We start from the raw sequence: 20052 nt of genomic DNA on the forward strand, positions 1-20052 counted from the left end.
GCCCAAGTCAGGCCCGGTCCTCACGGACCACGGCAACCTCGCCGGCCGGCACTGTCAGCTCACCCGCACACCGCGTCCCGGTCAACAGCTCGGCGCCGCTTGCCGCGACGCGTACCTCGGTATCGGTGTGGTTGATCGCGAACAGCCAGCTCCGCTCGCCGTCACGTCGTCGTACCACCTCCACCCCGGTCGGCGCCTGCGCCACCGGACGGACCCCGGCCTCGTCGAGCAGCCGGGCGACGAGCCGGTCGGTGGCCGGCTCGTCCAGCCGGGTGCCGACGTACCAGGCGGCGCCCGCGCCGACCGGCCGCCGGGTCAGCGCCGGCACGCCCGGCAGAGGCCCGTCGGTGTACGACGCCAGCACCTCGGCGTCCTCGGCGTGCAGCCATTCGGTCCACACGTCTGCGGTGCTGCCGTCGTCGAGCCGGACCCGCTCGCCCTCGCGCAGCGGGAAGAACTCCTCGGTCCGTACGCCCAGCAGGTCCCGGAAAGCCCCGGGGTACCCGCCCAGCCGGATGTGGTCGTTGGGGTCCACGATGCCGCTGAAGTAGGTGACGGCCGCCGTGCCACCGCCCTCGACGAACCGGTGCAGCGCCTCGGTGTCGGCGTCGCGGACCAGGTAGAGGGTGGCCACCAGCACCAGACGGTAGCCGCTGAGGTCGGCCGACGGGTGGACGATGTCAGCTGTCACGCCGGCCCGCCACAGCGCGCCGTAGAGGGCGTTGATCCGGTCGGCGTAGGTGACGTCGGCGCTGGGGTGCGAATCCAGCTCGACCGCCCACCACGCTTCCCAGTCGAACAGGATCGCCACGTCGGCGTCCACGCGGCTGCCGCGGATCTCGGCCAGCGCTTTCAGATCCGCGCCGAGCTGGCTGACTTCGCGGAACACCTTGGTGTCCGGGCCGGCGTGCGGCAGCAGCGCGGAGTGGAACTTCTCCGCGCCGGCCCGGGAGGCCCGCCACTGGAAGAACAGCACCCCGTCGGCGCCGCGGGCGACGTGCGCCAGGCTGTTGCGGCGCAGTTGGCCGGGCAGCTTGGCCACGTTGCGCGGCTGCCAGTTGACCGCGCTGGTGGAGTGCTCCATGAGCAGCCACGGGTCACCGCCGGCGACGCCCCGGGTGTGGTCGGCGGCGAAGGCCAGCCCGAGGTGCGCCTGCGGGTTGGCGGCGGTCAGGTAATGGTCGTTGGACACCAGGTCCACATCGGACGCCCAGGAGTGGTAGTCCATGTGCTTGACGCCCATGCCGATCATGAAGTTGGTGGTGATCGGCTGGCGGACCACTGCCGCCAGCACCTCGCGTTCGGCGCGCAGTTGGGCGCGCTGCTCGTCAGAGGAGAAGCGCAGGAAGTCGAGCTGCTGCGTGGGGTTGGCGAGGGTCGGCGCGGTGCGCGGCGGGTTGATTTCGGCCCAGTCGCCGTAACGCTGGCTCCAGAAGGCCGTGCCCCAGGCGTCGTTGAGCCGGTCCAGGTCGCCGTATCGCTCCCGCAGCCACCCCCGGAACGCCTCGGCGCTGACGTCGCAGTAGCAGTGCACGTTGTGGCAGCCCAGCTCGTTCGAGATGTGCCACATGACCACTGCGGGATGCTCGGCGTAGCGGCCGGCGACCGCCCGCACCAGCTCCAGGGAGTGCTCGCGGAACACCGGGGAGCTGGGGCAGTACGCCTGCCGCCCACCCGGCCAGAGGATCGCGCCATCGGCCCGGCGGGGCAGCGTCTCCGGGTGCGCGCGGGCCAGCCAGGGTGGCGGGCTGGCGGTGGCGGTGGCCAGGTCGACCTGGATGCCACCCTCGTGCAGCAGATCCAGGACCCGGTCCAGCCAGCCGAACTCGAACCGGCCCGGGGCGGGCTCGAGCAGGGCCCAGGAGAAGATGCCGACGGAGACCAGGTTGACCCCGGCCCGGCGCATCAGCTCGATGTCCTCCGACCAGGTCTGCTCGGGCCACTGCTCGGGGTTGTAGTCGCCGCCGAAATAGATGCCGTTCCCCTGCCATCGCCGCATGACAGCTGAGGGTGCACCCGCCGCCGCACGGAAGTCAACAGGTTCCAACATCGACTTCGTTTCCAACGTTTACCACGTAACAGCCGTATCACGACTGGGTTATCGGAGGCGAACAGACCTCTTGACAGCGGCCTATGGAGGGGTAGCTTGAGGCCCCACTGGCCGATCGTGTTCGCCAATGTGGATTCTCGGTGGATCACGATGTGTATTCACAAGGTCGGACCGCTCTTCACCTCTGACGGCCCTTGGGCGTAGCACCTCTTCATCCGCAGGAGGCACAGATGTCCCGTCCCCGATCCCAAGCCGAGTATCTGGCTCGGCTCGTACCGCCCTCCGTCGCCGGCATCAACCGACGGTCACTGCTGGCCGGCGCGGCCGGCACGGGCGCGCTGCTCGGCACCGGCCTGCTCGCCGGCTGCGGCGACGACGACTCCGGCTCCGGCGGGTCCAGCAAGGACGTCACGCTCGGGTCCAACCAGTCCGACCCGAAGCCCAAGGACGTCCTCGCCAAGGTCACCGACGGGTTCAAGACCTCGTCCGGCGTGCAGGTCGCGACCAACACGGTCGACCACAACACCTTCCAGGAGAACATCAACAACTACCTCCAGGGCAAGCCGGACGACGTCTTCACCTGGTTCGCCGGCTACCGGATGCGCTTCTTCGCGCAGAAGGGCCTGGCCAGCGACATCAGCGACGTGTGGGGCAAGCTCTCCGGCTACTCCGATGCCTTCAAGAAGGCGTCCACCGGTGACGACGGCAAGCAGTACTTCGTCCCCGCGACGTACTACCCGTGGGCCGTCTTCTACCGCAAGTCGGTGTGGCAGCAGCACGGCTACCAGGTGCCCACCACACTGGACCAGTTCACCGCGCTCGGCGCGCAGATGAAGAAGGACGGCCTCACCCCGATCGCGTTCGCCGACAAGGACGGCTGGCCGGCGATGGGCACCTTCGACATCCTCAACCTGCGGATCAACGGCTACCAGTTCCACGTCGACCTGATGGCCGGCAAGGAGGCCTGGACCTCCGACAAGGTCAAGAAGGTCTTCGACACCTGGGCCGGCCTGCTCCCCCTGCACCAGCCGGACAGCCTCGGCCGCACCTGGCAGGAGGCCGCGCAGTCGTTGCAGCAGAAGAAGAGCGGCATGTACCTGCTCGGCCTCTTCGTCGGTCAGCAGTTCAGCAACGACGAGCAGGACGACCTCGACTTCTTCACCTTCCCCGAGATCGACCCGGCAATCGGCGCGAAGGCCCTGGACGCCCCGATCGACGGCTACATGATGGCCCGCAAGCCCAAGAACGAGGACAACGCCCGCAAGCTGCTGGAGTACTTCGGTGGCAAGGCCGCCGCGGACATCAACCTCAAGAACGACCCGGCCGTCCTCGTCGCCAACAGTGGCGCGGACGTCGGCGGCTACACGGCCCTGCAGAAGAAGGCCGCCGAGCTGGTCGGATCGGCCACCGAGATCGCGCAGTTCCTCGACCGGGACACCCGGCCGGACTTCGCCTCCACGGTGATGATCCCGGCGATCCAGCAGTTCATCAAGAACCCCAAGGACATTGACGGTCTGACCTCGTCCATCGAGAACCAGAAGAAGTCGATCTTCACTGACTGACGGCGGAAGGGGGAGGACATCGTGTCCGACCTGCCCCTGATCCAAGCGGATCGCGCCGTGCCGCCGCCGGCCGCGACCACCTCAACGGGTGGTCGTCGCCGGCGGCTACGGCTCCTGTCCCGCACCGACCGCGTGGTCATCACGCTGATGGTGCTCGTCCCGCTGCTGCTCGTCACCGCCTTCGTCTGGCTTCCTGCGCTGGCGACAGTGGTGCTCTCCGGCACCGACTGGGACGGCATCGGCCCACTGAACGAGATCGACTTCGTCGGCGCCCGCAACTACAGCGACGTCGTGAACATCTACCCGCCGTTCGTGCCGGCGATCCAGCACAACCTGCTCTGGCTGGCCGTGCTGTTCGTCGTCGCCACCCCGTTCGGCATGTTCCTGGCCGTGCTGCTCGACAAGGAGCTGCGCGGCAGCCGCTTCTACCAGACCGCGCTGTACCTGCCGGTGGTGCTCTCGCTGGCACTGATCGGCTTCGTCTGGCAGCTGCTCTACTCCCGCGACCAGGGTCTCATCAACGCCGTCTTCGGCAGCAACATCGACTGGTACGGCGACTCGAACGTCAACATCTGGGCGGTCATGGTCGCCTCCGGGTGGCGGCACGTCGGCTACATCATGCTGCTCTACCTCGCCGGCCTGAAGGGTGTCGACCCATCGTTGCGCGAGGCCGCCGCGGTCGACGGCGCCTCGGAGAGCCGGACGTTCTTCCGGGTCGTGTTTCCGGTGCTGCGGCCGATCAACATCATCGTGCTGGTGGTGACCGTGATCGAGTCGCTGCGCGCGTTCGACCTGGTCTGGGTCGTCAACAAGGGACGCAACGGCCTGGAGCTGATCTCGGCGCTGGTCACCCAGAACGTGGTGGGTGAGGCGAGCCGGATCGGCTTCGGCTCCGCGCTGGCGACGATCATGCTGGTCGTCTCGCTGGTCTTCATCACCATCTACCTGGCGACCGTGATGAGGGAGAACCGGGAATGAGCACCGCGACAGTGACCCGGCGTACCGAGGATGGCACGGACATCCCGGTCCGCCGCCGCAAGCTGACCCCGGCCCGGCTGCTGCTGCACGGCTTCCTCATCGTCGTGTCGCTGGCCTGGATCTTCCCGATCGCCTGGGCCGTGCTGACCTCGCTGCGCTCCTACGAGTACACGGCAGCCAACGGCTACGTCTCGTTCGGCGGCTGGACCATCGACAACTACGTCACCGCCTGGCAGACGGCGGAGTTCGGCAAGCACTTCCTCAACTCGGTCTACATCACCGTGCCGGCGGTGCTGCTGACGCTCTTCCTCGCCTCCTGCGTGGCGTTCGTCATCGCCCGGTTCAACTGGAAGATCAACCTCGTCCTGCTCGGGGTGTTCACCGCCGCCAACCTGCTGCCGCAGCAGGCGTTGCTCATCCCGCTGTTCCGGCTGTTCACCGAGGTGCCGCTGCCGGAGTTCATGAGCGACTCCGAGCTGCTCTACGACAGCTACTGGGGGCTGATCCTGATCAACGTCGCCTTCCAGTGCGGGTTCTGCGTCTTCGTGCTCAGCAACTACATGAAGGCGCTGCCCCGCGACCTGTACGAGGCGGCGATGGTCGACGGCGCCAGCGTCTGGCGACAGTACTGGCAGGTCACCATGCCGCTGTGCCGGCCGGCCCTGGCGGCGCTCGCCACCCTGGAGGTGACCTGGATCTACAACGAGTTCTTCTGGGCCACGGTCCTCATGCGCACCGGCGACAAGTTCCCGGTGACCAGCTCACTCAACAACCTGCGCGGTGAGTTCTTCACCGACAACAACCTGGTCTCGGCGGGCAGCGTGCTCGTCGCGATCCCCACCCTCGTGATCTTCTTTATGCTCCAGCGGCACTTCGTCCGGGGCCTGACCTTGGGAGCCTCAAAGGGATGACGATCCTGCACCTGCGCCGCGCGCGGACTCACCTGGTGCTCGACGCGCGCGGCCCGGGGCTGCCCCGGGTCGTGCACTGGGGTGGCGACGTCGGCGACCTCGACGCCGACGCCCTCCGGCAGCTCACCGACGCGACAGTGCCACCCGTGGTGCCGAGCAGCTTCGACGAGCCGCCCGCGCTGTCGCTCCTGCCGGAGGCCAGCGCCGGCTGGAGCGGCCGGCCGGGTCTGGCCGGTCATCGCGACGGGCGGGACTGGTCCACCGCGTTCCAGCTCGACGGTCTCGACGTCGACACGCCCTCCGACGCTCCGGCGCGGGTCACCGTGCGGGCGTCGGACCGGGCCGCCGGGCTGGGCCTGACCATCGAGATCACCCTCGACCCGTACGGCCTGCTGACCATTCGCCATCGCCTGCGCAACGACGGCGACGGCGCGTACGAGGTGCGCGGGCTGACCCCTGTGCTGCCGGTGCCGGCGGTCGCCACCGAACTGCTCGACCTGACCGGCCGCTGGTGTCGGGAGCGCTCGCCGCAACGCCACCCGTGGCAGCACGGCGCCTGGGTGCGCGAGGGCCGGCACGGGCGCACCGGGCACGACGCCACGCTGTTGCTGGTCGCCGGCACCGCCGGGTTCGGCTTCGGCCACGGCGAGGTCTGGGCGGTGCACACGGCGTGGAGCGGCGACCACGTCACAGTCGCCGAGCGGCGTCCCACAGGCGAGTCCACCCTCGGCGGCGGCGAACTGCTCGCGCCCGACGAGATCCGGCTCGCCCCCGGCGAGGAGTACGCCACTCCCCTGCTCCACGCCGTCTGGTCCGACGTCGGGCTGGACGGGCTCAGCGACGTACTCCATTCTCATCTGCGGGCCCGGCCCGGACACCCGCGCTCACCCCGCCCGGTGACCCTCAACGTCTGGGAGGCGGTCTACTTCGACCACGACCTGGACCGTTTGCGGGCGCTCGCCGACCGGGCCGCGCACCTCGGCGTGGAACGGTTCGTGCTCGACGACGGCTGGTTCCGGGGCCGGCGCGACGATACCGCGGGGCTCGGCGACTGGTACGTCGACGAGGGCGTCTGGCCCGACGGCCTGCAACCGCTCATCGACCACGTGACAGGCCACGGCCTCCAGTTCGGCCTGTGGGTGGAGCCGGAGATGGTCAACCCCGACTCCGACCTGTTCCGCGCCCACCCGGACTGGCTGCTGGCCGTGCCCGGGCGGCTGCCGCCGGCCTGGCGCAACCAGCAGGTGCTCGACCTGGGCCGTCCGGAGGCGTACGACCACGTCCTCGAACGCCTCGACGCGCTACTTAGCGACCATCGGGGCATCAGCTATCTCAAGTGGGACCACAACCGGGACCTCACCGAGGCCGGGCACCACGGCCGGCCCGGGGTGCACGGGCAGACCCTCGCGGTCTACCGCCTCCTGGACGAGCTGCGCCGCCGGCATCCCGGCGTGGAGATCGAAAGCTGCTCGTCCGGCGGCGCCCGGGTGGACCTGGCCATCCTGGCCCGCACCGACCGGGTCTGGGCCAGCGACTGCAACGACGCCCTGGAACGGCTCAGCATCCAGCGCTGGACCGGTCTGCTGTTGCCACCGGAGCTGATCGGCACGCACATCGGCCCGGAACGCTCGCACACCACCCACCGCGTGCACGACCTGGGTTTCCGGGCGGCCACCGCGCTGTTCGGCCACCACGGCATCGAGTGGGACATCGCCTCCATCAGCGCCGCCGAACAGACCGAGCTGGCCGCCTGGGTGGCACTGCACAAGCGGCTGCGCCCGCTGCTGCACGCCGGCCGGGTGGTCCGGGTCGACCACCCGGACCCGGCCGTCTGGGCGCACGGCGTGGTCGATCACGACACGACCCGGGCGGTGTACGCGGTGGCCACGCTGGCCACCTCGGTGGCGCAGACCCCGGGCGCGGTACGGCTTCCCGGCCTCGACCCGGCCCGGCGTTACCGGGTGCGGGCGGTGGCGGGCGTACCCGCACCGGCGACAGTCGAACGGTCCGCGGCACCGTGGCTGGCCTCCGGTGTCACGCTCAGCGGGGCGGCGCTGGCCCGCGTCGGTGTGCAGCTGCCCGCCCTGCACCCGGAGCAGAGCCTGGTGCTGGAGGTCGACGAGGTCGGCTAGAAATTCTTCCGCCGGAGTGTCGAGAACGGTGCGGCGTGCTTCTACCTCAGGGTGAGAGCACCGACGACGGTGCGCGGACGTGAGGGGCGAACCATGAAGTACATGCTGCTGATGCAGTTCAGCGCCACCGGGACCGACTTCCCGAGCATCGACACCTGGACCCCGGACGAGGTCCGGGCCCACATCGCGTTCATGGGCGAGGTCAACGAGAAGCTCACCGCCGCCGGGGAGTGGGTCGACGCGCAGGGCCTCGGCGGCCCGCAGCAGGCGCGGATCGTACGCGCCGGCGAGGGCGGCACGCCGGTGGTCACGGAGGGGCCGTTCGCCGAGACGAAGGAGTTCCTCGCCGGCTTCTGGATCGTCGACTGCGACAGCCCGCAGCGGGCGGTGGAGGTGGCCGCGTACATCTCCACCGCGCCCGGCCCCGGTGGTCGGCCGCTGAACATGCCGATCGAGGTGCACCCGGTGATGTCCGCACCCACCGAGGAGTTGTGAGCGGCTGACCACCGATCCCCACATCGAGGACCTGCTGCGCGAGTTGGCGCCGCAGGTCCTCGGCGTGCTCGCCCGCCGGTTCGGTGACTTCGCCACCGCCGAGGACGCCGTGCAGGAGGCGCTGCTCGCCGCCGCCACCCAGTGGCCGGTTGACGGGTTGCCCGCCAACCCGCGCGGTTGGCTGATCCAGGTCGGCTACCGCCGGATGATCGAGCTGATCCGCGGCGAGCAGGCCCGGCGCCGCCGGGAGGACCTGGTCGCCCGCCGGGACCCGGACGACCGGCAGTACGCGCCGGCAGCGGACGAGGAACTGACCGCCGAGCGGGACGACACCCTGGTGCTGCTCTTTCTGTGCTGCCACCCGGCGCTCGCCCCGGCATCGGCTGTCGCGCTGACCCTGCGCGCGGTCGGCGGGCTCACCACCGCCGAGATAGCGCGCGCGTTCCTGGTGCCCGAGGCGACCATGGCCCAGCGGATCAGCCGGGCCAAGCAGCGGATCCGCGCGTCCGGGCTGCCGTTTCGAATGCCGGAGGAGGCGGAGCGGGCCGAGCGGCTGTCCGCCGTCCGGCAGGTGCTCTATCTGATCTTCACCGAGGGGCACACCAGCACCGCCGGTCCGGCCCTGCGCCGTGTCGATCTCGCGGCCGAGGCGATCCGGCTGGCCCGTGCGCTGCACACGCGACTGCCCGACGACAGCGAAACGGCCGGGCTGCTGGCGTTGCTGCTGCTCACCGAGGCGCGCAGCCCGGCGCGCACCGGCCCGTCCGGGGAGCTGATCTCCCTGGGCGATCAGGACCGCAACCGCTGGGACGCCGCGGCGATCGCCGAGGGCGTCGCACTTGTCACCCGGGCGCTGCCACGCGGCCCGGTCGGCCCGTACCAGGTGCAGGCCGCCATCGCCGCCCTGCACGACGAGGCGCCGAGCACCGACGCGACCGACTGGCCGCAGATCCTGGCGTTGTACGACGTGTTGGAACGGCTCGCCGGAACCCCCGTGGTGGCGCTCAACCGGGCCGTGGCGACCGCCATGGTGCACGGGCCCGCAGCCGGCCTCACGGCCCTCGACGCTCTCGGCGACGACCCCCGGCTGGCGGGGCACCACCGGCTGGCCGCCGCCCGCGCGCACCTGCACGAGATGGCCGGCGACCGGGAGCGGGCGATCGCGGACTACCGCGCCGCCGCCGCGCGGACCAGCAGCCTTCCCGAACAGCGCTACCTCACCATGCGCGCCGCCCGGCTCGCCGCCGGTCCGCCGACCACCGACGACTGAGGAGCCACATGGCGTACGTGCTGCTGGGGATCGCCATCCTCGCGGAGGTCCTGGCGACCAGCCTGATCAAGAGTACGGCCGGATTCAGCCGCCTCTGGCCGACGCTGGGGTGCCTGACCGGGTACGCGCTGGCGTTCCTCCTGCTGGCCCAGGCCGTGAAGGAGATACCCGTGGGTGTCGCGTACGCCCTCTGGTCGGGTCTGGGCACCGCGGCCATCGTGGCGATCGGCGCGGTGTTCCTGGGTGAGTCGGTCGGGCTGGTCAAGCTCGCCGGCATCGCCCTGATCATCGCGGGGGTGGTCATCGTGAACCTGACCGGGGAGCACTGACCGCAGCCGCCGCGGTGGCCGGGCCCGACGCGGGCCCGGCCACCTGGCGTCGGTCAGCTCGCCGTGCAGCTCACCTCCGGCTTGGGGTTGGTGCCGGACCAGCCGCCGAGGAACCCGAAGCTGGCGCTGGCGCCGGCAGCCAGCCTGCCGTTGTAGTCCACGTTGCGCGCGGTCACCGTGGAGCCGCTGCTGGTCACCGTCGCGTTCCAGGACTGGGTGACGCTCTGGCCGTTGGCGAGGGTCCACCGGGCGGTCCAGCCGTTGATCGCCGACGCGCCGGCGGTCACCCGCACCTCGGCCTGGAAGCCGCCCTGCCACTGGTTGGTGACGGTGTAGGTGGCCGCGCAGCCACCGGCGGGCGGCGGAGTGGTCGGAGGCGGCGTGGTCGGAGGCGGAGTGGTCGGCGGCGGCGTCGTGGGAGGAGGAGTCGTCGGCGGGGGCGTGGTCGGCGGCGGGGTGCCGCCGAAGACGCTTGCCTCGCGGGCGGTCTGGCGAATGCCGTTGGCGCCGTTGAAGACCCGCTGCCCCCACGTCGTCAGACTGGCCGGGTTGAACGCGGTGGCCATGTCGAGATACTCCACGCCACCCCCGTTGCCGCTCCACGACCAGCCCAGCCAGCCGATCCCGTTGGCCTGGCTGTACGCGAGGATGGTGTCCTCGTCGGGGTCACCATCGGAGTGGTTGAAGCCGAACTCACCGACCACGATGGGCAGCCCCGCCGCCCGGAACCGGCCCAGGTAGTCGGTGATCTCGGCGGCGGTGTCGAAGACGCCGTACATGTGGATGGAGAAGACCGTGTTACGGGCCGGGTCCGCGGCGAAGACCGAGGCGGCGTTGTCGCGCATGGTGAACGACCAGTCCTGCCCCCAGTTCGGGGCGTCCACCATGATGGTGTGGGTCAGCCCACCGGCCCGCAACCGCTTGATCGCGTTGGCGTTGTCGGTGGCCCAGGAGGCGTAGTTCTGGTTGCCGTACGGCTCGTTGCCGATGTTGACGATGACGTACCGCTCCTGGCCGACCAGCACATCGGCGAGGCTGAGCCAGTAGTCGACGGCACGGTCCAGCGTGATCGCGCCGCTCTGCTCGCCGTAGCCCGTGGTGTCGTGCACCTCCAGCACGCAGATCAGCCGGTTGGCCTTGCACAGCGAGATGACGTTGGCGACGTCGGCGTTGGTGTTGCGGGTCCACCTGTCGCCGCTGGCGAGCACCACCCGCACCGTGTTCGCGCCGAGCGCCTTGACGTCGGCGAACGAGCTGGTCTGCTGTGGATACCAGGTGTGGGCGTGGTTCACCCCACGCATGATGAATTCGGTGCCGTTGGCGTCGTACAGCTTGCCGCCCGCGACGGAGAAGCCGGCCGCGGCGTGCGCCGGCTGGCTGAACGCCAGCACGGCGAGGAGCAACGCGAGCAGGGCCGCGCCGGCGGCGGAGAGTCGAGTCTTCATGGCCTTCCTCAGGGAGGACCCCCGGTGCCCGACAGGGGTGGGACGTGACAGGGGAAGGCGGCTGCAGCCCGACAGCCACCGCCCGACTCCCGGCGATGCTCGCATCAGCCTAGGGCGATGGATCAGCCCTAGCAACCGGTTCAGTATTTCGGTCCGGGACGCAGACAGCCGCAACGGCCCGCGCGGACGCGGGCCGTCACGGGGCGGTCATCCCCACCACAGGATGTGCGCCAGACCGTAGGTCTTAACCGGTTAAGACGACCGTAGGCCGGTCTCAGGCATCCGTCAAGCATCGCCCGTCCGAACCGGACGAGAGGGTTGACGGCTGCTGACCTGGGTATCTCGGGACGAACCGTCGGCGAGAAGGAGATACCCGGATGGTGAGCGTCGGCTACACCCTGATGTGCGAGCAGGCCGGTCCGAAGCAGCTGGTCGACCACGCGGTACGGGCCGAGGCGGCCGGCTTCGACCAACTGGTGATCTCTGATCACTACTATCCCTGGCTCGACGCCCAGGGCCACTCCCCGTACGCCTGGTCGGTGCTCGGCGCGGTCGCGCACGCCACCTCCCGCGCGGAGCTGATGTCCTTCGTGACCTGCCCGATCCGCCGCTACCACCCAGCCGTGGTCGCGCAGAAGGCCAGCACCATCGGGGCACTCTCGGACGGGCGGTTCACCCTCGGCCTGGGCGCCGGGGAGAACCTCAACGAGCATGTCGTCGGCGGCTGGCCGCACGTGCAGCAGCGCCACGAGATGTTCGAGGAGGCGCTGCAGATCATCCGGCCGCTGCTCAACGGTGAGACGTTGACCTTCTCCGGCAACCACTTCGACGTGCCCGACGCCTACGTCTGGGACCGCCCCGAACGGCCGGTGCCGATGGCCATCGCCGCCTCCGGCCGGCAGTCCGCCACCCTGGCGGCCGAGTACGGCAACGGCCTCGTGTCCACCGAGCCCGACCGGCACATCATCGAGATGTACGACGACGCCGGTGGCGTCGGCCAGCCCCGCTACGGGCAGGTGGCCATCTGCTACGGCCCGGACGAGGCCGAGTGCCGCAAGATCGTGCACGACCAGTTCCGCTGGTTCGGGATGGGGTGGAAGGTCAACGCCGACCTGCCCGACCCGGACGCCTTCGCCGCCGCCACCCAGTTCGTCCGGGAGGAGGACGTCGCCGAGGGCGTCTCCTGCGGCCCGGACGTGGAGGCGCACGTCGAGGCGTTCCGCAAGTTCGTCGACGCCGGCTTCACGCACGTGGCGATCATCCAGGTCGGCGGCGAGAGCCAGCCGATGTTCCTGGACTGGGCACAGGAGCAGCTGCTGCCCCGGCTGCGCCAGTTGTGAGGCTGACGCCCGCCGGTCGGTTCGGGCCGGCCGAGCTGCGGCTCGCCATGGCCGCGCCCCGGCCGGCCGCCGGCCTGACCAGCGAGTGGCGCCTCGTCGACGGGCTGCGTACCCACACGCGGCGTGGCCCGGACCTCGGCACCGGCAACCCGCCGGTGGTCCTGGTGCACGGCCTGGCGGTCTCGCACCGCTACCTCACCCCGCTGGCCGTCGCGCTCGCCGAAACCCATCCGGTGTACGTGCCGGACCTGCCCGGCTTCGGCCTGACCGCGCACCCCCACGGGGCGTACGACGTGCGCCGGCACGCCGCGCACCTGGCGGCCTGGCTGGTCGCGTACCGGTTGCCGCCGGTCTGCCTGCTCGGGCACTCGTTCGGCGCGGAGGTGGCCGCCGCGCTCGCGGCGACCCACCCGGAGGCGGTACGCGCGCTGGTGCTGGCCGGGCCGACCGCCGACCCGGCCGGCCGGTCCCGCCGGACCCAGTTCGGCCGGTGGCTGGTGGACACCCTGCGCGAGTCGCCGTTGCAGGCGCCGATCCTCCTTCGCGACGTCTGGAACGCCCGACCCTGGCGGGTCCTGGCGACGTTGTCGCACTCGGTCCACAACACGATCGAAGCGGACCTGGTCCGGATCACCGCGCCGACGCTGGTCGTCAGCGGCGCGCGGGATCCGGTCGCGCCGGCCGACTGGCGGGCCCAGGTGACCCAACTGGTGCCGGACGCCAACCTGGTGGTCGTCCCCCGCGCGGCACACAACGTGGCCACCACGGCTCCGACGGCGGTCGCCGACGCGATCCCCCAGCTTCTCGCCCCGACACTCGTGAACAGGTGAAACCCATGCGCTTCGGCAACACGGAGATTCGACCCCTCGGCGGCGGCCTCGGCTGCCTCCTGATGATCCTCTTCTCGATCGTCGCCTCGGTGCTGCTCACCGTCCTGCTCAACGTGGTGCTCTGAGAGCACCGTGCCGGGTGGGGCCGGGCCGTCAGCGCCGCAGACCCAGGGCGCTGAGCACCTCCCGGGAGGCCAGCCGGGCCGGGTCGAGCACCGAGCGGCGCATCCAGCGGGCCGTGGGGGTGACCGTGGCCCGCCAGGCTGCCCGCACGCCGCGCGCCACCGGTACCACCGTCACCGACCAGACCCAGCGCACACCCCGCAGCAGTGGGTGCACGGTGTGCCGCCACAGCCAGCGCAGTCCATGCCCGAGCGGGCGCAGGAGCCCCCGGTAGACCAGGCGCAGCAGCCAGCCGGCCGTGCGCCAGGCGCCGACCACGGCATAGACGACCAGCCGACCCAGGCCGCGAACCGCCCACCAGATGCCCCGGGCCAACCCGACGAGCGCCGCGCCCAGCGCACCGACGAGGAGGACGAGACCGCGCACGAGCAGCCGTCCAACGGGTCTGAGCGTCGCGCCCAGCCAGCGCAGCGGCCGCCGGATCAGGTGATCGGCGAGCCAGACCAGCACGCGACCCAGACCCACGACGGGCGGGCGCAGCACGTTGCGGACCACCCAGAGCAGGGGATCCCACAGCAGACGCCGAACCGCCCGCCCCGCAGCCGAGCCCAGAGCGGCAAGCGCGCCGCCCAGCCAGACCAGCGGCAGCCAGACAAGCGTGCGCGCCACCCACGCGATCCCCCGCCCGAGCCACACGAGCGGCAGCCAGACGAGCGTGCGCGCCACCCACGCGATCCCCCGTCCGAGCCACACGAGCGGCAGCCAGACCAGCGTGCGCGCCACCCACACCAGCGGCAGCCAGATGAGGGTGCGGGCGACCCACGCGATCCCCCGCCCCAACCACACCAGCGGCAGCCAGACAAGCGTGCGGGCGCACCAGAGCAGGGGCAGCCAGAGCAGCCGGTGCAGCGCCCAGGCCAACGGGGCCAGCAGCCACTGCCGCAGGAACCGACCGGCCGGGCTGATCAGGTGCCGGCGCAGCAGCCGACCCGCAGCCGCGATCAGCTCCCAGAGCAGGCGTACCGGCAGCACCACGACCAGCGCCACGGCACGCGCGACGGCCGCGACCAGCGGAAGCGGGACGACGGCCGGCTCCCCTGGGTGCGGAGTCGGCGCGTCACGGGCGAGACGCGCGAGCGTCGGCGCGGTCGGGCCCTCGCCGCGCGGCGCGGGCAACGAAGCGCGAACGGTCGGACGGTCGGTCACGGTGGCACCGTAACCGGGCCGCGCCAGCCCGTGGGGTCGGCGGTGCGGGCAGCGTCAGCCGACGCCCAGGTCCAGTGTGGTCAGCAGCGGATAGTGGTCCGAGGCAGTGTCCGAGGCTCCACCACGGATCACCTGGCAGCCACGTACCCGCTCGGCCACCGCGCGGCTGCCGAAGAGGTAGTCCAGCCGCATGCCGGCGAACTCGGCCCCGCCGAAGCGGGTGGGCACGGTAAGACCGTCGGCCTCCGGCGCACCGACGTTTGACGACGGCCACAGGTCGACGAGGTCGGCCGCGAGCAGGCGGGCGATCGCGCGGGTGTCCACGGCGCCACCGCCCCGGCGCAGGTGTCGTCGCCGGTAGAGAGCGCTCAGGCCGGCCAGGCGGGCGGTGTGGTCGACCGTCGGGTCCAGCGAGTTGAGGTCGCCGGCGAGCAGCGTCAGCGGCTCCGGGGCGCGGCGCAGCGCCGCCACCAGCCAGTCGACCTCCATCCGCCGGCGTCCCCCGGAGTACGGGTAGAGGTGGGTGCCGAGCACGGTGAGCGGGCCGGCCGAGGTGGACACCACGACGCGGGCGGCGGCGTGGTGGAACGGCCGGCGCACCGCCCCCGCGGCGAGAACCCGGTACGGCGGCCGGACCAGCACCGCCACCGGCTGCCCGAAGCAGGACCGGGCCAGGTGGGGCGTCATCCCCACCCGGCCCGCCACGCCTGCCATCAGCCCATCGGCGTCGAAGCCGCGCAGCTCCTGCAGGGCCAGCACGTCCGGCGTCTGCTCGTTGACGACCTGAACCACCTGATCCAGCCGGTCGGCGCCACCCCGGTCCCGACCGCCGGTACGGATGTTCCAGGTCATCGCCCGCACGGCAGCGCTCAGTCGGCTCGGCCGGCGCGCGCCAGCTCGTCGTCGAGGGTGTCCACGTCCTCGGACTCGATGGCCGGCTGGTTGCCCTCCTTGAGGTCGGCGTTCGGGCGGATCACGAGGTAGAGCAGCCCGATCCAGAGTGCGGAGAGCAGGATCGCGCCCATGAAGTCGGTCGGGTGGTGCATCCCCCGGTACATCCGCGAGGTCGCCACCCCGGCCGGCATGATCACGGCCATCGCCACGAAGATCCACCGCCACCAGCGGTCGGTACGCGGGAACACGATGAGGGTGATCGCCAGCCAGACGCAGATCGTCGCCGCGATGTGCCCGGACGGGAATGAGGAGGTGGGCATCTGCCCGTCCAGGTTCTCCACCGGGGGCCGTGGCCGGTCGACCACACGCGCCGAGGCGAGGAAGAGGGTCAGCTCGCCTACCATCGCCAGCGCCACGAACAGCACTGGCCGCCACCGCCGCCACACCGCGAGCACCAGCGGGCAGAACACCAGCGAGATGAGCAGGATCGCGTGGGTGTCACCGAACTTGCTCCACCACCAGCTCACGTCGGTCAGCACGTCGGTGTGCCGGGCGGCGAACCAGCGGGGAACCTCGGTGTCCAGGGTGTCGAAGAAGGTGTTCTTGGCGTGATAGCTGACGTACATGCCGAAGCCGTACAGCGCGCCGAACACCAGCACCCAGCCGACCAGCAGCTCGGCCACCGCCGAGCGGGGGTGCGCCAGCACGTGCTCCTCGGCCGGGGCGGGCGCGATGTCGTGCCCGGCCTCCGGCTCCAGCCCCTCGCTCAGCGGCGGCACCGGCTTGCCGCGCTCGCGCCGCCACAGCCGGAAGGCGTACGCGGTCACGCCCAGCCACGCGGCGCCGAGCAGCCAGCCGGCCAGCACGTCGGAGACGAAGTGCACGCCCAGCGCGATGCGGGTCAGCCCGATCAGCGCCACCAGCACACCGACGCCGACGATCGCGGGCTTGCGCCAGCGCGGCGCCATCGCCGGCAGGAACACCAGCAGCAGCGCCCCGTACGCGACGAACGAGCCGAGCGCGTGCCCGCTCGGGAAGCTGTTGCCGGGCGCGCTGGCGATCGGCACGTCCACCACCGGGCGGAGCCGGCCGACAAGCGCCTTGAGCGACGGGTCGAGGATCAGCCCACCGACCCCGGTGATGATCAGGTAGACGGCCAGCCGGGGCTGCCGTCGGATCAGCAGACCGACCACCGCGATGGTGACCAGCCAGATGAGGATCGGCCGGCCGCCCAGATCGGTCACCGCCTGAAGCACGGTGACCAGCGGGTGGTGCGGGGCGACGAGCGAGTTGAACCACTCGGCGACCGCGTGGTCGGCGTCCTGCAACGGGCTCCACCGCACCCGCACGAGCAACAGCAACAGCCCGAAGGCCACGCCGGCGCCGGTGACGGCCACCAGGCCGGCGATGCTCCGCTCGGCGAAGTGACCGATTGGACGCCGAGCCACCTCTTTGACCGCGGTCACCCCGCACCTCCCTTGTTGTACCTGGCGAGGCGCTGTACCCGATCCGGGTCCGGCGTACACCCGGGCGTCGCTCAGAGCGCCGTCATGTCCCCGGTGTCGAACAGCTCGGCACGGTCGGCCTCGGGCTCCCACAGGTCGGGCTGCGCCGGCTCCTCCACACCGATTCGCAGTGCCTCCAACTGGGCGGCGAAGGCCAGCCCGCCGAAGAGCGCCATGCCGGTCAGGTTGGCCCAGAGCAGAAGCGCCATCATGCCGGCCAGCGCCCCGTAGGTCTGGCCGAAGCCGTCGCTGAACCGCACGTACGCGGCGAGCAGCAGGCTGGCCAACCACCACAGGGCCGTGGCGATGCCCGCGCCGAAGAAAAGCCAGGACAGGCCGGGCTGGTTGCGGCGGGGCGCGTGCCGGAACAGCACGGCCACGGCGAGCACGGTCAGCGCGAGACTCAACGGGAAGCGGACCACGTCCCAGATGCCGTTGGCGACCTCGCCCCACTCGTAGTGCTTGCGGACCGAGTCGCCCATCGCCCCGCCACCGACGAGGATCAGGAAGCCGGCCAGCGCGGGCAGACCGGCGGTGACGGCCAGGACTGCCGCCCGCAGGTATTTCCACAGGGCCGGGCGGTCCCGCTCGACCCCGTAGATGCGGTTCGCGCCCCGCTCGATCTGCGCCATCGTGGTGGTCAGCGCGACCAGTCCGGTGAGCAGACCGAGGGTGAGCGCCAGCTCGCCGGCGTCCTCGACGCGTTCGCCCTCGCCGAGCAGCTCGCCGACCACCTGGGCGCTCTGGCCCGGGGTGAGCGCCAGCACGGTGTCGGCGACCACCTGGCCGCCCTCCTCGACACCCAGCTCGCTGATCAGGCCGGTGAGGGCGATCAGGAACGGCACCACGGCGAGGCAGAGCTGCAACGCGAAGGCGCGGGAGTGACTGAACCCGTCGCCGTAGCGGAACCGGATGAACGCGTCGCGCAGCAGGTGCCAGCCGCCCTTGCGGCGCAGGGTGTGCCAGGCGTCGTCGGCCGACAGTTCCTCGTTGGCCATCAGCCGGGTCTCCGGCACGATCCGGGTGCTACTCACGGCGCGCTTCCTCGATCAGCTGCTCGCCCCGCTCCCCGGCGGCTTGGGCGTCGACGGACAGGTCGGGGGCGTCCTCGGGCTGCGGGACGCAGAGCCACAGCGCCTGCGGTCGGATCTCGGCACGCAGCCGCCGGCCCGGCGCGATGAGGTCGCCGTCGAGTTCCCTCGGCTGCGCGCGGTTGCTGCTGACCTCGACGGTGCGGCCCCGGAAGACCTCCATCTGCGGCACCTGACCGCTGCGGCGGACCACGGCCCAGCCGAGCGCGAGCCAGTGCCGCAGGTTGCGCGGAGTGAGCACGGCGACGTCGAGCCAGCCGTCGTCCGGCTCGGCCTCGGTGAGCAGGCGCACCCCGCCCTGGAGCCGGCCGACGTTGGCGATCAGCACCGAGCGGACCCGGCGGCGTACCGGTGGGCGGTCGTCGATGCGGATCTGCACCCGCATCGGCCGGTCGCGCAGGTGCTTCACGGCACCCACGACGTACGCCGGCCAGCCGATGCGGGCCTTGGTGGTCTCGTTGGTGGCCTCGAGCATCTTGGCGTCGAAGCCCATGCCGGCCATGACGGTGAAATACTGGTCCTCCACCGCGCCGACGTCGAGCAGCCGCCGGCCGCGTTCGACGGCGACCTGAAGCCCCGCCGCGAGGTCGGTGGAGAGGCCGAGGTTGGCGGCGAGCAGGTTGCCGGTGCCCTGCGGGAGCACGGCGAGGGCCACGTCGGTGCCGACGAGCCCGCTGACGCAGGACATCACGGTGCCGTCGCCGCCGCAGGCGAAGACCAGGTCGACGCCGGCCTTGACGGCCTGCTCGGTCTGGCCTCGGCCGGGATCGTCGACGGTGGTCTCGAACCACTGCGGCTCGGGCCAGCCGGCGGCGCTCAGGGCGTCGTTCACGGTGCGGCGCAGCCCGTCGAGATCGTCGACCTTCGCCGGGTTCACCACCACGGCGGAGCGCAGCCCGCCGTCGCCACCTGAGGGGCGCCTGTCCTGTCCAGCATTCACGGCGCCAGTGTGCAGCACCGGGCCGCCTTCAGCGACCCGACGACGCGCCGGCGTCGGAAGTGCCACAGACAGGTTTCAACGCGTACGCGTCCGTCACGCCGCCGTCCGCAGCGCGGTCTCCACCCGTCGGCGCAGATCGTCGAGGTCGACGCCCGCTTCGGTGAGCACCAGCGCGCCCAGCCCCTGACCCTCTCGCAGCACCCCGAGCAGGATGTGCTCGGTGCCGATGTGCTTGTGGCGCAGCCGCAGCGCCTCGCGCAACGACAGCTCCAGTGCCTTCTTCGACCGGGGCGAGAACGGCCCGCCCAGGTAGCGTCGACGCCCCCACCGGCGCCGCGGCGCGGGCACGGCCTCGCGCAGCGCGTCGGGCCCGAAGGACTGCTCGATGCGGGCCACGATGGCGGCCAGGTCGATGCCGATCTCGCGCAGCGCCGCCGCGTCCGCGTCGCCGAGGCCCGCGCCTCCGCCGCTGGTGTGCCGCCGGACCCGTTCGCGCAGGTCGTCGGCGCGCACCCCGGCGTCGGTCAGGACCCGACTGGCCAGGCCGGCCTCGTCGGCGAGCAGGCCGAGCAGCAGGTGCTCGGTGCCGACCGGCCGCTGACCCTCGGCCCGTGCCTCCTCCAGCGCCGCCCGCACCACGCCGCGCGCCCGCTCGGTGAACCGTTCGAACATCACGCCTCCCAGGATGAGTTGACCGCCGGTCGCCCAGCGTGTTTCTTGTGCACCGCCTGCCGGCTGACCTCGAGCGCGTCGGCGATCTCCTGCCAGGACCAGCCCTGTCGACGGGCGTTGTCCACCTGGACCACCTCGAGTCGCTCGAGCAGCCGGCGCAGCGCGCGGACGGCGCGCAGCCCGACCCGGGGGTCGGTGCTGCCGGCTGCCGCCGCGAGTTCCGTCGCCTGACTCATGCCGTCAACATACGTTGACAGCCTCCCCGCTGTCAACCTTTGT

Annotated in this window: 18 protein-coding genes; 9 read left to right on the forward strand and 9 right to left on the reverse strand. The window is 71.5% G+C overall.

Annotated elements, in window-relative coordinates; translation table 11 throughout:
* Positions 1-7 precede the first annotated feature (7 nt).
* Positions 8-1999, reverse strand: coding sequence for a beta-galactosidase (locus tag AB0B97_RS20770; RefSeq protein WP_357495599.1), 1992 nt, complete (start codon positions 1997-1999; stop codon positions 8-10).
* Positions 2000-2280: 281 nt separating this feature from the next.
* On the opposite strand from AB0B97_RS20770, the gene AB0B97_RS20775 reads away from it, so the two are divergent.
* From AB0B97_RS20775 to AB0B97_RS20805, 7 genes are all read left to right on the forward strand, one after another.
* On the forward strand, positions 2281-3612 hold the full coding sequence (locus tag AB0B97_RS20775) for an ABC transporter substrate-binding protein (RefSeq protein WP_357495601.1): 1332 nt from the start codon (positions 2281-2283) through the stop codon (positions 3610-3612).
* Between the two features lie 21 nt (positions 3613-3633).
* Entirely contained in the window at positions 3634-4590 is a 957-nt protein-coding gene (locus tag AB0B97_RS20780) for a sugar ABC transporter permease (protein ID WP_357495603.1), read from the forward strand.
* Entirely contained in the window at positions 4587-5501 is a 915-nt protein-coding gene (locus AB0B97_RS20785) for a carbohydrate ABC transporter permease (RefSeq protein WP_357495605.1), read from the forward strand. Before AB0B97_RS20780 ends, AB0B97_RS20785 begins: the two co-directional genes overlap by 4 nt.
* Positions 5498-7633, forward strand: a complete 2136-nt coding sequence (locus tag AB0B97_RS20790; protein WP_357495607.1) for an alpha-galactosidase — start codon at positions 5498-5500, stop codon at positions 7631-7633. Before AB0B97_RS20785 ends, AB0B97_RS20790 begins: the two co-directional genes overlap by 4 nt.
* 93 nt (positions 7634-7726) lie before the next feature.
* On the forward strand, positions 7727-8128 hold the full coding sequence (locus AB0B97_RS20795) for a YciI family protein (protein WP_355063832.1): 402 nt from the start codon (positions 7727-7729) through the stop codon (positions 8126-8128).
* Between the two features lie 4 nt (positions 8129-8132).
* Positions 8133-9398: a sigma-70 family RNA polymerase sigma factor gene (locus tag AB0B97_RS20800; protein ID WP_357495712.1), complete on the forward strand. Its 1266-nt coding sequence runs from the start codon at positions 8133-8135 to the stop codon at positions 9396-9398.
* Positions 9399-9406: 8 nt separating this feature from the next.
* Positions 9407-9727 (forward strand): multidrug efflux SMR transporter, encoded by a 321-nt coding sequence (locus AB0B97_RS20805; RefSeq protein WP_234581628.1) that lies wholly within the window; start codon positions 9407-9409, stop codon positions 9725-9727.
* 53 nt (positions 9728-9780) lie between these two features.
* Here AB0B97_RS20805 and AB0B97_RS20810 read toward each other — a convergent pair whose 3' ends face one another.
* Complete coding sequence (locus tag AB0B97_RS20810) at positions 9781-11172, reverse strand: cellulase family glycosylhydrolase (protein ID WP_357495609.1); 1392 nt, start codon at positions 11170-11172, stop codon at positions 9781-9783.
* A gap of 377 nt (positions 11173-11549) precedes the next feature.
* Here AB0B97_RS20810 and AB0B97_RS20815 point away from each other — a divergent pair, with 377 nt between their 5' ends.
* The gene (locus tag AB0B97_RS20815) at positions 11550-12512 is read left to right on the forward strand and encodes a TIGR03557 family F420-dependent LLM class oxidoreductase (RefSeq protein WP_357495611.1); all 963 of its coding nucleotides are present in this window, start codon (positions 11550-11552) and stop codon (positions 12510-12512) included.
* On the forward strand, positions 12509-13342 hold the full coding sequence (locus AB0B97_RS20820; RefSeq protein ID WP_357495613.1) for an alpha/beta hydrolase: 834 nt from the start codon (positions 12509-12511) through the stop codon (positions 13340-13342). The genes AB0B97_RS20815 and AB0B97_RS20820 overlap by 4 nt, the downstream gene beginning before the upstream one ends.
* A gap of 153 nt (positions 13343-13495) precedes the next feature.
* Here AB0B97_RS20820 and AB0B97_RS20825 read toward each other — a convergent pair whose 3' ends face one another.
* The 7 genes from AB0B97_RS20825 to AB0B97_RS20855 all read right to left on the reverse strand — a co-directional run bounded on the left by AB0B97_RS20825 (position 13496) and on the right by AB0B97_RS20855 (position 20009).
* On the reverse strand, positions 13496-14671 hold the full coding sequence (locus AB0B97_RS20825; protein WP_357495615.1) for a hypothetical protein: 1176 nt from the start codon (positions 14669-14671) through the stop codon (positions 13496-13498).
* Between the two features lie 54 nt (positions 14672-14725).
* A complete protein-coding gene (locus AB0B97_RS20830; protein WP_357495617.1) occupies positions 14726-15523 on the reverse strand; it encodes an endonuclease/exonuclease/phosphatase family protein in 798 nt (265 codons plus the stop codon).
* 17 nt (positions 15524-15540) lie between these two features.
* Positions 15541-17031: a phosphatase PAP2 family protein gene (locus AB0B97_RS20835; RefSeq protein WP_357495619.1), complete on the reverse strand. Its 1491-nt coding sequence runs from the start codon at positions 17029-17031 to the stop codon at positions 15541-15543.
* 71 nt (positions 17032-17102) lie between these two features.
* On the reverse strand, positions 17103-18104 hold the full coding sequence (locus tag AB0B97_RS20840; protein WP_234581621.1) for a YihY/virulence factor BrkB family protein: 1002 nt from the start codon (positions 18102-18104) through the stop codon (positions 17103-17105).
* Entirely contained in the window at positions 18097-19101 is a 1005-nt protein-coding gene (locus AB0B97_RS20845) for a diacylglycerol kinase family protein (protein WP_357495621.1), read from the reverse strand. Before AB0B97_RS20845 ends, AB0B97_RS20840 begins: the two co-directional genes overlap by 8 nt.
* A gap of 93 nt (positions 19102-19194) precedes the next feature.
* Positions 19195-19773 (reverse strand): Clp protease N-terminal domain-containing protein, encoded by a 579-nt coding sequence (locus AB0B97_RS20850; RefSeq protein ID WP_234581619.1) that lies wholly within the window; start codon positions 19771-19773, stop codon positions 19195-19197.
* Positions 19773-20009, reverse strand: a complete 237-nt coding sequence (locus AB0B97_RS20855; RefSeq protein ID WP_007457155.1) for an HTH domain-containing protein — start codon at positions 20007-20009, stop codon at positions 19773-19775. The genes AB0B97_RS20850 and AB0B97_RS20855 overlap by 1 nt, the downstream gene beginning before the upstream one ends.
* Positions 20010-20052 lie beyond the last annotated feature (43 nt).

Source organism: Micromonospora sp. NPDC049004 (assembly GCF_040649315.1).
Taxonomy (GTDB): domain Bacteria; phylum Actinomycetota; class Actinomycetes; order Mycobacteriales; family Micromonosporaceae; genus Micromonospora.

Bases quoted from the DNA above. Each gene is read 5' to 3' on its own strand.
- AB0B97_RS20770 (WP_357495599.1), bottom strand. From the start codon at position 1,999: ATGCGGCGATGGCAGGGGAACGGCATCTATTTCGGCGGCGACTACAAC.
- AB0B97_RS20775 (WP_357495601.1), top strand. From the start codon at position 2,281: ATGTCCCGTCCCCGATCCCAAGCCGAGTATCTGGCTCGGCTCGTACCG.
- AB0B97_RS20785 (WP_357495605.1), top strand. From the start codon at position 4,587: ATGAGCACCGCGACAGTGACCCGGCGTACCGAGGATGGCACGGACATC.
- AB0B97_RS20790 (WP_357495607.1), top strand. From the start codon at position 5,498: ATGACGATCCTGCACCTGCGCCGCGCGCGGACTCACCTGGTGCTCGAC.
- AB0B97_RS20795 (WP_355063832.1), top strand. From the start codon at position 7,727: ATGAAGTACATGCTGCTGATGCAGTTCAGCGCCACCGGGACCGACTTC.
- AB0B97_RS20805 (WP_234581628.1), top strand. From the start codon at position 9,407: ATGGCGTACGTGCTGCTGGGGATCGCCATCCTCGCGGAGGTCCTGGCG.
- AB0B97_RS20810 (WP_357495609.1), bottom strand. From the start codon at position 11,172: ATGAAGACTCGACTCTCCGCCGCCGGCGCGGCCCTGCTCGCGTTGCTC.
- AB0B97_RS20815 (WP_357495611.1), top strand. From the start codon at position 11,550: ATGGTGAGCGTCGGCTACACCCTGATGTGCGAGCAGGCCGGTCCGAAG.
- AB0B97_RS20830 (WP_357495617.1), bottom strand. From the start codon at position 15,523: ATGACCTGGAACATCCGTACCGGCGGTCGGGACCGGGGTGGCGCCGAC.
- AB0B97_RS20850 (WP_234581619.1), bottom strand. From the start codon at position 19,773: ATGTTCGAACGGTTCACCGAGCGGGCGCGCGGCGTGGTGCGGGCGGCG.
- AB0B97_RS20855 (WP_007457155.1), bottom strand. From the start codon at position 20,009: ATGAGTCAGGCGACGGAACTCGCGGCGGCAGCCGGCAGCACCGACCCC.